At 74.5% G+C, this 11,175-nt stretch carries 11 protein-coding genes and 1 pseudogene; 6 read left to right on the forward strand and 6 right to left on the reverse strand.

Annotated features, from left to right (window positions below; genetic code table 11):
* Positions 1 to 298 precede the first annotated feature (298 nt).
* Positions 299 to 835, forward strand: a complete 537-nt coding sequence (locus AB0G63_RS16975) for an HNH endonuclease (RefSeq protein ID WP_351895811.1) — start codon at positions 299 to 301, stop codon at positions 833 to 835.
* Positions 836 to 911: 76 nt separating this feature from the next.
* Here AB0G63_RS16975 and AB0G63_RS16980 read toward each other — a convergent pair whose 3' ends face one another.
* Genes AB0G63_RS16980 through AB0G63_RS16990 form a run of 3 tightly spaced genes read right to left on the reverse strand, consistent with a single transcriptional unit; the run spans position 912 to position 3,498 of the window.
* Positions 912 to 2,279, reverse strand: a complete 1,368-nt coding sequence (locus AB0G63_RS16980) for an ABC transporter permease (RefSeq protein ID WP_360750562.1) — start codon at positions 2,277 to 2,279, stop codon at positions 912 to 914.
* The gene (locus tag AB0G63_RS16985; protein ID WP_360750564.1) at positions 2,276 to 2,968 is read right to left on the reverse strand and encodes an ABC transporter ATP-binding protein; all 693 of its coding nucleotides are present in this window, start codon (positions 2,966 to 2,968) and stop codon (positions 2,276 to 2,278) included. The genes AB0G63_RS16980 and AB0G63_RS16985 overlap by 4 nt, the downstream gene beginning before the upstream one ends.
* Complete coding sequence (locus AB0G63_RS16990) at positions 2,965 to 3,498, reverse strand: PadR family transcriptional regulator (RefSeq protein WP_360750566.1); 534 nt, start codon at positions 3,496 to 3,498, stop codon at positions 2,965 to 2,967. The genes AB0G63_RS16985 and AB0G63_RS16990 overlap by 4 nt, the downstream gene beginning before the upstream one ends.
* Positions 3,499 to 3,743: 245 nt before the next feature.
* Between AB0G63_RS16990 and AB0G63_RS16995 the strand changes: the two genes are divergently transcribed.
* The 3 genes from AB0G63_RS16995 (at position 3,744) to AB0G63_RS17005 (ending at position 6,470) form a co-directional block, all read left to right on the forward strand.
* Entirely contained in the window at positions 3,744 to 4,049 is a 306-nt protein-coding gene (locus AB0G63_RS16995) for a hypothetical protein (protein WP_360750585.1), read from the forward strand.
* Positions 4,050 to 6,125: a 4-alpha-glucanotransferase gene (malQ, locus tag AB0G63_RS17000; protein ID WP_360750567.1), complete on the forward strand. Its 2,076-nt coding sequence runs from the start codon at positions 4,050 to 4,052 to the stop codon at positions 6,123 to 6,125. It begins immediately after the preceding gene.
* A gap of 66 nt (positions 6,126 to 6,191) precedes the next feature.
* The gene (locus tag AB0G63_RS17005; protein ID WP_360750569.1) at positions 6,192 to 6,470 is read left to right on the forward strand and encodes a hypothetical protein; all 279 of its coding nucleotides are present in this window, start codon (positions 6,192 to 6,194) and stop codon (positions 6,468 to 6,470) included.
* A 204-nt stretch (positions 6,471 to 6,674) separates the two neighbouring features.
* On the opposite strand, the gene AB0G63_RS17010 is transcribed toward AB0G63_RS17005, so the two are convergent.
* The gene (locus AB0G63_RS17010) at positions 6,675 to 7,196 is read right to left on the reverse strand and encodes a TetR family transcriptional regulator (RefSeq protein WP_360750587.1); all 522 of its coding nucleotides are present in this window, start codon (positions 7,194 to 7,196) and stop codon (positions 6,675 to 6,677) included.
* Positions 7,197 to 7,623: 427 nt separating this feature from the next.
* On the opposite strand from AB0G63_RS17010, the gene AB0G63_RS17015 reads away from it, so the two are divergent.
* Positions 7,624 to 9,132 carry an FAD-dependent monooxygenase gene (locus tag AB0G63_RS17015; RefSeq protein ID WP_360750571.1) on the forward strand — a complete coding sequence of 503 codons (1,509 nt, stop codon included), beginning with the start codon at positions 7,624 to 7,626 and terminating at the stop codon, positions 9,130 to 9,132.
* Between the two features lie 22 nt (positions 9,133 to 9,154).
* Here the strand turns inward: AB0G63_RS17015 and AB0G63_RS17020 are convergent, their stop codons facing one another.
* Positions 9,155 to 9,661 carry a MarR family transcriptional regulator gene (locus tag AB0G63_RS17020; protein ID WP_360750573.1) on the reverse strand — a complete coding sequence of 169 codons (507 nt, stop codon included), beginning with the start codon at positions 9,659 to 9,661 and terminating at the stop codon, positions 9,155 to 9,157.
* Between the two features lie 107 nt (positions 9,662 to 9,768).
* Here AB0G63_RS17020 and AB0G63_RS17025 point away from each other — a divergent pair, with 107 nt between their 5' ends.
* Complete coding sequence (locus AB0G63_RS17025; protein ID WP_360750575.1) at positions 9,769 to 10,932, forward strand: EamA family transporter; 1,164 nt, start codon at positions 9,769 to 9,771, stop codon at positions 10,930 to 10,932.
* Positions 10,933 to 10,949: 17 nt separating this feature from the next.
* Here the strand turns inward: AB0G63_RS17025 and AB0G63_RS17030 are convergent.
* Positions 10,950 to 11,064, reverse strand: a pseudogene (locus tag AB0G63_RS17030) (3-beta hydroxysteroid dehydrogenase); the annotation flags it as partial.
* Between the last annotated feature and the right edge of the window lie 111 nt (positions 11,065 to 11,175).

The following is an 11,175-nucleotide window of genomic DNA, read 5'->3' on the forward strand; positions in this document are numbered from 1 at the left end:
AGCGGCCTGCCCCCCGGTACGGCGGTCAAGGTCACGGGCAGGTCACCGGACGGGCAGGTTCACCACACTATCGGGGCATCGTGTGTGGATCGTGTCCGTCTTCCGGGGAGAGACGGTCCTCACCCGGTAATGAACAGGAGGGATGAACCGCCCCCGGCCCTGGCCAGGATCAGGATGTGGTCGAAAACACTCCCAGCCCGTTACCGGGAGATGGTGGCGCGTTCACCAGGCAAGAGGGGACACTGAAGCAGATCGTCCCGGCGCGAGCCACGCGCCGCCGACGCCCAAGGAGGCATCCGTGCCGCATGTCCTGGTCCTCAACGCGTCGTACGAGCCGCTCGGCGTCGTACCGCTCCGCCGCGCGCTCGTCCTCGTCCTCGAGAACAAGGCCGTATGCCTCGAGGAGTCCGGCGCCTTCATGCACAGCGCGACCGTCACGATCCCCGCACCGAGCGTGGTCCGGCTCAAGCGATTCGTCCGGATTCCCTACCGTGGACCCGTTCCGCTGACCCGGAGGGCGCTGTTCGCGCGCGACGGGGGCCGGTGCATGTACTGCGGTGGCGTCGCAACCAGCGTCGACCACGTCATCCCACGCAGCCGCGGGGGCAAGCACGTCTGGGACAACGTGGTGGCCTCCTGCCGCCGCTGCAACCACGTGAAGGCCGACCGCCATCTGTTCGAGATCGGCTGGCGGCTGCGCCACAAACCCGCTCCTCCCACCGGTCTGGCCTGGCGCATCATCGGCACCGGCCATAGGGACCCGCGCTGGTTGCCCTACTTGCAGCCGTACGGCGCGGACGACGCCTTGGCCCGGATCGACGGCATTTCTGCCTGACGGTCCGGGCCTTCGTGTACGCCCGCACGAACGGGTGGGCCGGCCCCGGAGCCCCCTGCGCTCCCGGGGCCGGCTGTCATGCGTAGCGCAGTTCGGCGGGCCGGACGGCGCGGCGCAGCATGGGGAGCGAGGTGGCCGCGGCGAGCAGACACGAGGCGTACACCGCGAGCGGGACCAGCAGCGCGGCGTACGGCACGTCCGGCGCGCCGTGCTCCGTGCTGACCGAGGCGTACCAGACGCCGATCGCCATGCCGCCCGCGCCCGCCACCGCCACCGCGGGCGCCAGCGGCAGCGCGGTCTCCAGCAGCAGCGCCCGGGCCAGCACCGTGTGCGGCACCCCGGCGGCGGTCTGCGCGGCCAGCCCCCGGCGCCGGGTGGCCACGGACTCGGCGGTGCCGACGGCGAGCGCGGACAGGACGATCGCCAGGGCGACGAGGACCGCGGCGGCCGTCAGATCGATCCCGTTCGTGTAGTAGGACATGCCCAGCTCACCCTTGCGGGCCGAGGCGCGCAGATCCGTGAGCAGCACCTGCCGTACCCCGACGAAGCCCGTGCCCACGACCGTCACCAGCAGCACCGCCGCGTGCGTACGCGCCGCCGACCACGGATCGTCGCGCAGCCGCTCCGCCGCGATCAGCAGGGCGGGGCGCTGCGCGCGGGCGGCGAGCAGCCCGCCCAGTGCGCGGGAGGACCAGCCCGCCAGCCACACGGCCGAGGCACCGACCAGCAGGCACAGGGAGAGGACCGCGAGCGGGGCGACGGCGAACCCGAGGACGGCGGATCGGAACGGAGTCCCGACGAACGGGGCCGCCGCGACGCACACCGCCGGCACCGCCAGCACCCAGGTCGCCACCCGGAGCGCCCGCCCCGGCCCCGCGTCCGGCCGCACCCGCCGCAGCCGGCCCAGCGGCGAAGCCACCACCCGGCGCAGCGCCAGCGCGCTCACCGCCGCGCCCAGCACCGGCACCATCACCGCCACCAGGGCCGTTCCGGCCCACGCCAGGGGATCGGGGCGGTGCCACAGCCGCAGCAGCGACAGCGACCAGAACACCGTGGCCACCGCCGAACCGGCCAGGCAGGCCAGCCCGGACTCCAGCGCCGCGATCCGCCGCGTCCGGGCGGGTGCGGCCCCGGCCAGCCGCAGCGCGGCCAGCCGCCGGTCACGGTGCACCGCACCGACCCGCGCGCACTGGCCGAGGAACCCGAACACGGGGATGAGCAGCAGCAACAGCGCGGTGACCACCCCGTCCCGGGTACCCGGCTGGTCGAGCAGCCCGCCGCCGACCCCCACGTGGTACTGCCCTTCCATCGGGACGAGCGCCGCGACCACCAGTCCGATGCCCGTCGCCCACACCGCCCCGATCGCGGTCAGCGTGAACCGCCACCACTCCCGCCGGTCCGATCCCCGGGTGAGCAGCAATGCGAGCCGCAGGTCGGTCCTCATGCGGTCACCCCCGCCGCCACGACGCCGTCGTCCAGCCGGACCTCGCGGTCGGCGTACGCCGCCACCTGCGCGTCGTGGGTGACCAGCAGCACCGCCGTGCCCGCCTCGCGGGCCGTCTGCGTCAGGGCCGTCATCACCTGCTCGGTCGCCAGGGAGTCCAGCGCCCCCGTCGGCTCGTCCGCGAAGACCACCTTCGGGCCGGTGACCAGGGCGCGCGCCAGCGCGGTGCGCTGGGCCTGGCCGCCGCTCATCTCGCCCGGCCGCAGCGCTTGCCGCCCCCCTACGCCGAACCGCTCCAGCCACTCGCCGGCCCGCTCCTGCGCCCGCGCCCGCGGCGTCCCGCCCAGCATCAGCGGCAGTGCCACGTTGTCCAGCGCCGTCAGCTCGGGGATGAGCTGCCCGAACTGGAAGACCACGCCGAAGTCGCCGCGGCGCAGCTCGCTCAGCCGCTCCTCGGGCAGCGTGTCCAGCCGCTCCCCGCCGTAGGTCACCGAGCCGGCGTCCGGGCGGACGATCCCGGCCAGGCAGTGCAGCAGCGTGGACTTCCCGCTGCCGCTGGGGCCGGTCACGGCGAGGAACTCGCCGGCGCGCAGGTCGGCGGAGGCGCCGCGCAGGGCCTGCGTCGCGCCGTGCGCCTTGGTGAGATCACGGGCCGCCAGGAGCGGCATCTTGTCGTCCTCGTTGTTCATGCTGTGTCGACCTCCGCGGTCAGGACGGTGAGCCGGGCCGCCGTGGTGGTCATCCAGCGGAGGTCGGCGTCGAGGTGGTTGAGGGCGTAGTCCGCCGAGAGCACGGTCGCCAGGTCGGCGCCTTCGGCGGTCTTGACCGCCGTCAGCTCCCGCATCCGCTTCATGTGGGCGGCCCGCTGGGCGCGCAGATAGGCGTCCGGGTCGCCGCCGGACAGGATCGACACGACGACCTTGGCGAAGATCTCGTTCGTCACGAAGGGCGCGGGCGGTGCGATCTCGCCGGCCCACCGGGTCAGTTCGCGCGTGCCCTCGGCGGTCGTGCGGTACCGGGTGCGCTCCGGGCCGCCGTCCGAATCGGTGCCCTCGATCTCCGCGAGGCCGTCGCGGACCAGGCGCTGCAAGGTCGTGTAGACCTGCCCGTAGGCCAGCGGACGGGCCTGCGGGAAGCGTTCGTCGTGCCGTCGCTTGAGGTCGTAGCCGTGGCTCGGACCGGAGGCGAGCAGCCCCAACAGGATATGACGGGTGCTCATGCCGATCATTATGCACTCGATACATGTACTGAGTGAATAGTGTGGCGCATCCCGCCCGGCGAGGCCAGGGCAAAACGGGTGAGAATGTGAGAACTGGCACGTTGTTGCGTCGCGCACGTCTGTCACCGCGCCCACGGGGTAGGGCTGCGATGACCCGCGCCGTACTCGACAAGGAGGCCCCCGTGGCCGTTTCTTCGGCACATCTCCTGCTCTCGGCCCTGTCCAAACCCGAGGAGTCCTCGGGCCTGCCCTCCCAGGCCGGGGGGCCTCCGGCCGGGTGGTCCGGGGCCGGGCCCGGGGAGCCCCCGGCCCGGTCCGGCCCCGAGCCGTTCGGCCCCGGGGCGGACTCGGGCGAATCCGAGGCGGGCCCTGGCCACCCCGGGGCGGGCCCTGGCGTGCTCGGCGCCGAGGACGCCCGCGCCGGGATCCCGCTGACCAGCGAACCGCCCCTGCCCGACGCCGAGCCCCTGACCAGCGAGCCGCCGCTCGCCGACGCCGCCCCTCTGACCAGCGAGTCCGCGGTCGTCGAACCGCTCGTCACGAGGCCGTAGATGACCGCGCAGCAGCCGGCCGAGGCGCCCTCCGAGGAACTGTCCCGACTCGCCGAACTGCACGGCGTCGCCCCCTCCTACAACCCCTCCCCGGACCGTACGGTCACGGCCACCGCCACCGCCCTCACGCTGACCCTGGCCGCCCTCGGCGTCGACGCGGGCACCCCCGACGCCGCCCGCGCCGCGCTCGCCGCCCGCGAGCGGGAGCTGGCCGAGCGGCTGCTGCCGCCGACCGTGGTGCAGTGGAGCGGCGGCACCTGCGCCGCGCTCGACGCCCTCCCGGCCGGAACCCGGCTGCGGGTCGTCACCGAGGACGGCGAGACCCGCGCCGCCGCCGACGGACTCCCGCCCGGCCTGCACCGGCTGACCGCCACCGCGCCCGACGGCCGCACCGCCGACGCCCACCTGGTCGTCGCCCCGGACCGGCTGCCCACGCCCGGCGGACGGTCGTACGGCCTGCTCGTCCAGCTCTACTCCCTGCTGTCCCAGCGCTCCTGGGGCATGGGCGACCTCGGCGACCTCGCCGAACTGACCGCCTGGGCCGGCCGCACGCTCGGCGCCGGGTTCGTGCAGGTCAACCCGCTGCACGCGGCCGTGCCCGGCGCCCCCACCGACCCCTCCCCCTACCGGCCGTCCTCCCGCCGCTTCCCCGACCCCGTGCACCTGCGCGTCGAGGACGTCCCCGAGTACGCCTACGTCACCGACCGCGCACGGGCGCAGACGCTGCTCGAACGCGCCGCCCGGCTGCGCGAGTCCGTCCTGCACAAGGACGCCCTGATCGACCGGGACGCCGTGTGGGAGCTGAAGCGGGAGGCGCTGGAACTGGTCTGCGCGGTGCCCCTCGGGCCCGGGCGGCGTGCCGCGTACGCCGACTTCCTCGCCCGGGAGGGCGAGGCCCTGGAGGACCACGCCACCTGGTGCGCCCTCGCCGAGGTGCACGGCCCGGACTGGCGCCGCTGGCCCGCCGGCCTGCGCGACCCCCGCTCCGCCGAGACGGCCCGCGCCCGCGCCGAGCTGATGGACCGCGTCGACTTCCACTGCCGGCTCGCCTGGCTCACCGACGCCCAGCTCGCCGCCGCGCAGCGCACCGCCCGCGACGCCGGCATGCGGGTCGGGATCGTGCACGACCTGGCGGTCGGAGTGCACCCGCAGGGCGCCGACGCCTGGGCGCAGCAGGAGTACTTCGCGGCCGGGATGTCGGTGGGCGCCCCGCCGGACGCCTTCAACGCGCGCGGCCAGGACTGGGGCCTGCCGCCCTGGCGTCCGGACCGGCTCGCCGAGTCCGGCTACGCCCCCTTCCGGCGCCTGCTGCGGGCCCTGTTCCGCTATACCGGCGCCCTGCGCATCGACCACGTCATGGGCCTGTTCCGCCTGTGGTGGGTCCCCGAGGGACACCCGCCCACGGAGGGCGCCTACGTCCGCTACGACACCGAGGCCATGCTCGCCGTCCTGGTGCTGGAGGCGGCGCGCGCCGGGACGGTCGTCATCGGCGAGGACCTGGGCACCGTGGAGCCCGGCGTCCGGGAGGCGCTGCGCGAGCGCGGGGTGCTCGGCACGTCGGTGCTGTGGTTCGAACGGGACTGGGAGGGCGACGGCCGCCCGCTGCCCCTCGACCGCTGGCGCGCCGACTGCCTGGCCACCGCCACCACCCACGACCTGCCGTCCACCGCCGCCCGTCTGACCGGTGAGCACGTCGAACTCCGCCACCGCCTCGGCCTGCTCACCCGCCCCCTGGAGGAGGAACGGGCGGAGGCGGCGGCCGACACCCGCGAGTGGCTGGAGCTGCTGACCGACCTCGGCCTGCTGCACGGTCCGGGCGGCCACGCCGTCTCGGAGGAGGAGGCCGAGATCCAGGCCGTGCACCGCTTCCTGCGGCGCACCCCGTCCCGGCTGGTCGGCATCTGGCTGCCGGACACCGTCGGCGACCGCCGCCCGCAGAACCTGCCGGGCACCTGGGACCAGTACCCGAACTGGCGGCTGCCCGTCGCCGACGCGGAGGGGCGTCCGGTGACGCTGGAGGAACTGGCGGCCTCCCCGCGGCTGCACGCGCTCATCGACGTGGTGCGGGAGGTGTGACGCGAGGAAGGGGCGATGGGTACCCCGGGCGAGCGGCCCCCGACCGGGTTCGATACTTTGGGCCCCGTGGACAAGAAGAACGCCCTGCGCGCCGGCGCCCTGGCCGCCGGTACGACGCTGATGATGCTGCTCATGTCGTCCCCTGCGCTCGCGCTCACCCGCGACGACGGCGACGATCCCGGCAAGGGCCTGAGCGTCGTCGAGACGCTGGGCCTCTATGTCCTGACCCCGGTCGTGCTGTTCCTGGTCATCGCGGGCCTGGTGATGGCCCTCGACAAGTCCCACAAGAAGCAGGACACCACCAGCTCCGACATCAGGACCAAGGCCGGCACCGAGGCCGCCTGACGCGGTCCCCTTCACCGGGTCCCTTCCGCTCCCGCCGCGCGCGCCGAGGGCGCCGAGTCCGCCGTACCGAGACACGGGTACGGCGGGGTCGGCGCCCTCGGCGCTTTTCGTGACGCCCGGCTGCTTATGCCCGGCTGCTTATGCCTGGTTGCGGACGTCTGGTTGCGGACGCCTGGTTACGGATGCCCGGTCACGGATGCCCGGTCACGGGTGGGGTGCGGTCAGGTAGCGCTGGACCGTGGGGGCCAGCCACGCCACGATCTCCTCGCGGGTCAGTTCCACCGCCGGCGGCAGCCGCAGCACGTAACGGGTCAGCGCCAGCCCGAGCAGCTGCGTCGCACCGAGCGCCGCCCGCGCCGGGACCTGCTCGGGATCCGGGCACACCTGGCGGGCGACCGGCAGCAGCTGCTCCCGGAAGATGCCCTGCATCCGCTCGGCTCCCGCCTGCCCGGCCGCGCCCACCCGGAGCAGGGCGGTGAGCTCCTCGTTCGCCTCCCACAGTTCGAGGAAGTGGGTCACCAGCGCCCGGCCGACCTCCTCGCGGGGCAGGAAGCCGAGGTCGGGCAGTTTCAGGTCGATGGAGACGGCCGCCGCGAACAGGCCCTCCTTGGTGCCGTAGTAGCGCATCACCATTGACGGGTCGATGCGCGCGTCCCTGGCGATGGCGCGGATGGTGGCCCGTTCGTAGCCGTCGGCCGCGAAGCGCTCGCGGGCCGCGGCGAGGATCGCCTCGCGGGTGGCGTCGGAACGGCGGCGGGTGCGGGGGACTTGCGGGGCCTGCGCGGTGTGGGCGGTGCCGCCGTCGCCGTCCGGGCCGTTGTCGCTTGGGGCGTTGCCGCCAGGGCCGTTACCGCCTAGGCGGTTGCCGTCCGGGCCGTGCTCGCCGGTTTTCGCGGTGCTCGTGGTCTTGCTGGTGCTCGTGGTGCTCGTGGTGCTCCTGGTGTTCGCGGTGCTGCTGCTCCCGTTCATGCCCACGAGCGTATGCCAACACCCGTTTGCCAACAAGTGTTGACCCCGGTTCGCGGGTACCCGTATCGTCGTCAACGAGCGTTTGCCAACAATCGTTGGCCAACAAGCGTTGGGTAACAGTTGTTGGCCAACGGGCGTTGGCCCATGACTGTTGGCCCATAGGCGTAGGCATCAGGAGGGCACCATGAACGGCACCGCCACCCCCCGGAACGGCACCGCCGCCCACGAGAACGGCACCGCCGCTCCCGTGATCGTCGTCGGCTCAGGGCCCACCGGCCTGCTGCTGGCGGGCGACCTCGCCACCGCCGGCGTCCCGGTCACCGTCCTCGAGAAGCGGCCCCACCACATCAGCAACCTCTCCCGCGCCTTCGTCCTGCACGCCCGCACCCTCGAGCAGCTCGACGCCCGCGCCCTCGCCGACGAGCTGGAGGCGGTCGGCCGCCCGCTGGACCACCTCCGCCTCTTCACCCGCCTCGCCGTCGACCTGGCCGCCCTCCCCAGCCGCTTCAACCACCTCCTCGTCATCCCGCAGTACGAGGTGGAGAAGGTCCTGGAGCGGCGCGCGGTCGACGCGGGGGTGGAGTTCCGCCACGAGACCGAGGTGACCGGGATCGCGCAGGACGCGGACGGCGTGAGCGTGGAGGTCCGCGGTCCCGGGGGAGCGGCGCAGACGCTGCGGGCCGCGTACGTCGTCGGCGCCGACGGCATGCGCAGCACCGTGCGGCAGGCGGTCGGGCTGCCCTTCCCCGGCCGCTCCGTGATCCGTTCCGTCGTGCTCGCCGACGTGCGGCTGGCCGAGCCGCCCGAGACGCTGCTCACCGTCAACGCCGTCGGCGACGCCTTCGCCTTCCTCGCGCCCTTCGGCGACGGCTACCACCGCGTCATCGGCTGGCACCGCGGCCACGACATCCCCGAGGACGCGCCCCTCGGTCTCGACGAGATCAAGGAGATCACCCGTCTCGCCCTCGGCACCGACTACGGCATGCACGACGCGCGCTGGATGTCCCGCTTCCACAGCGACGAACGCCAGGCGCCCGCCTACCGCGTGGGCCGGGTCTTCCTCGCCGGGGACGCCGCCCACGTCCACACCCCGGCCGGCGGCCAGGGCATGAACACCGGGCTGCAGGACGCGGCCAACCTGAGCTGGAAGCTGGCCGCCGTGGTGCAGGGCCACGCGGACCCGGCCCTCCTCGACACCTACCAGGCCGAACGCCACCCCGTCGGCAAGGCGGTCCTGCGCAGCAGCGGCGGCCTGATCCGCCTCGCCATGGCGAACCGGCCCTGGACGAGGGCGGCGCGGGCGGCGCTGACCACGTGCCTCAACACCGTCGCCCCGGCCGGCCAGGCGCTCGCCGCCCAGGTCGCCGGCATCGGCTACCGCTACCCCGCCCCGCGCGGCGCCCACCGGCTGACCGGCACCCGCGTCCCGGACGTCGCCCTGCAGGGCGGCCGCCTCTACGAGGCCCTGCGCGGCGGCCGGTTCGTGCTGATCACCCCCGAGATCTACGAGGGCGACGGCGCCCGCAAGGACCGGCTCGCGGTGGAACGCTGGGCGAGCGACCGCCGTACGACGGTGCTGGTGCGCCCCGACGGGTACGTGGCCTGGGCCGCGGACGAGGCGGACGCCCGGACGATCGAGAACGCGCTCGCCGCGCATGTGGGGGCGCCCGGACTCGCGGCGCACGTGGGCTGACCGGGCTCCCCGCGCCCGACCGTCACTGCGGGCCGGGCGTCCCGGCGAGCAACTCCCTCAGCAGGCCGGCCAGTTGGCCGGCCTGTTCGCCGTCCAGGGTGGACAGGGCCTCCGTCTGGGTGGCGAGGCCCGCGCCGACGGCCTCGTCGATGACCCGCAGCCCCTTGTCGGTCAGGGTCACGTGCAGGCCCCGGCGGTCGTGCGGGTCGGGGGACCGGCGCAACAGGCCGGCGCGTTCCAGTTTGTCGAGCCGGCCCGTCATGCCGCCGGTGGTGAGCATCAACGTCGCCGAGAGGCGGCGGGGCGAGAGGGTGTAGGGCTCGCCGGAGCGGCGCAGGGCGGCGAGGACGTCGAACTCGCCGCGGGAGATGCCGTAGGGGGCGTAGGCCTTCTCCATGCGGTCGCCCATGGCGCGGGAGAGCCGGAAGATCCGCCCGAAGACCTCCATCGCGGTGGTGTCGAGGTCGGGGCGGACCCGCGCCCACTGTTCGACGATCGCGTCCACGGGGTCCCTGGGCTGTGCGTTCATGCGGTGAGTATCCGCCCCGCTACCGGTCGGCCGCAAGAAACTGGCTTGACGAAAAGTAGCTTAGGGCTAAGCTACTTGCAACCAAGCTAATCGAGAGGGGTCCTGCCATGGGACGCTCCCTGACGTCGGCGACGTCCCCGACATCCGCGGGGTCCGCGGGGTCCGCGAGAACCGCGACATCCACGACCGCACTGCTCACCGCCCTGGCCCCCATCTCCTGGGGGACCACCTACGCCGTCACCACCGAGCTGCTGCCACCGGACCGCCCCCTGTTCGTCGCCCTGGTCCGGGCCCTGCCCGCCGGTCTGCTGCTGCTCGCCCTGGCCCGGGTGCTGCCGCGCGGCGCCTGGTGGTGGCGGTCGGCCGTGCTCGGCGCGCTGAACATCGGGGCGTTCTTCCCGCTGCTGTTCCTGTCGGCGTACCGGCTGCCGGGCGGGCTGGCGGCGGTCGTCGGCTCGGTCGGGCCGCTGTTCGTGGTCGGGCTGTCGGCGCCGCTGCTGGGGCAGCGGCCGTCGGCGCGGTCGGTGCTGACCGGGGTCGTGGCCGCCTTCGGGGTCAGCCTGGTCGTGCTGAGGGCGGCCGGGGCGCTCGACCCCGTCGGCGTGCTGGCCGCGCTCGCCTCCACCGCGTCGATGTCCACCGGCACGGTGCTGACCAAGAAGTGGGGCCGCCCGGCCGGCGTGGGCCCACTGGCGCTCACCGGCTGGCAGCTGACCGCCGGCGGCCTGCTCATCGCCCCGCTCGCCCTGCTGGTCGAGGGCCCGCCGCCGGCCCTGGACGCGGGTGCCGTCGGCGGCTGCCTCTACCTCGCGCTCGCCAACACGGCCGTCGCCTACTGGCTGTGGTTCCGCGGCATCGGCCGGCTCACCGCCACCCAGGTCACCTTCCTCGGCCCGCTGTCCCCGCTGACGGCCGCGGTGGTCGGCTGGGCCGCCCTCGGCCAGACGCTGACCCCGCTCCAGCTGACGGGCATGGCGCTGGCGCTCGGAGCGACGATGGCGGGACAACTCGCCCCGCACACGGCCGCGAAGCAACCCGCCCCGCGCACGGCCGGAGGACGCGGCCGCCGCCCGAGCCCCACCGGACCGGGCCGTCACAGCGACCCGGCGAACGGAACCGGCACGGACGGGACCGGCACGGATGGGACCGGCACGGATGGGACCGGCACGGATGGGACCGGCACGGACGGGACCGGCACGGACGGGACCGGTACGGACGGAACCGGCGCGCCGCACCTGACCCCCGCCGCCGGCGCACGGCCTACTCCTTGAAGCAGTGCCCCTCCGGTCACCGGCAGGCCCACGTGGCGGCCGATCACACCGGCGATCTCGCGGAACGGCACGCCCTCGTCGGCGACCGGGTGCAGCCGCCTGCCCTGCCGGCGGCTGCTCCAGCGCCAGGCGGAGGCCAACGGCACCGCACAAGCCGTCGGCACCGCACAAGCCACCGGCGCCGCACAAGCCACCGGCGCCGCACAACCCACCGGCGGGGCGCCCGCTGCCGGGCGCCCCGCC

The organism is Streptomyces sp. NPDC020996, from assembly GCF_040641355.1.
Lineage (GTDB): Bacteria > Actinomycetota > Actinomycetes > Streptomycetales > Streptomycetaceae > Streptomyces.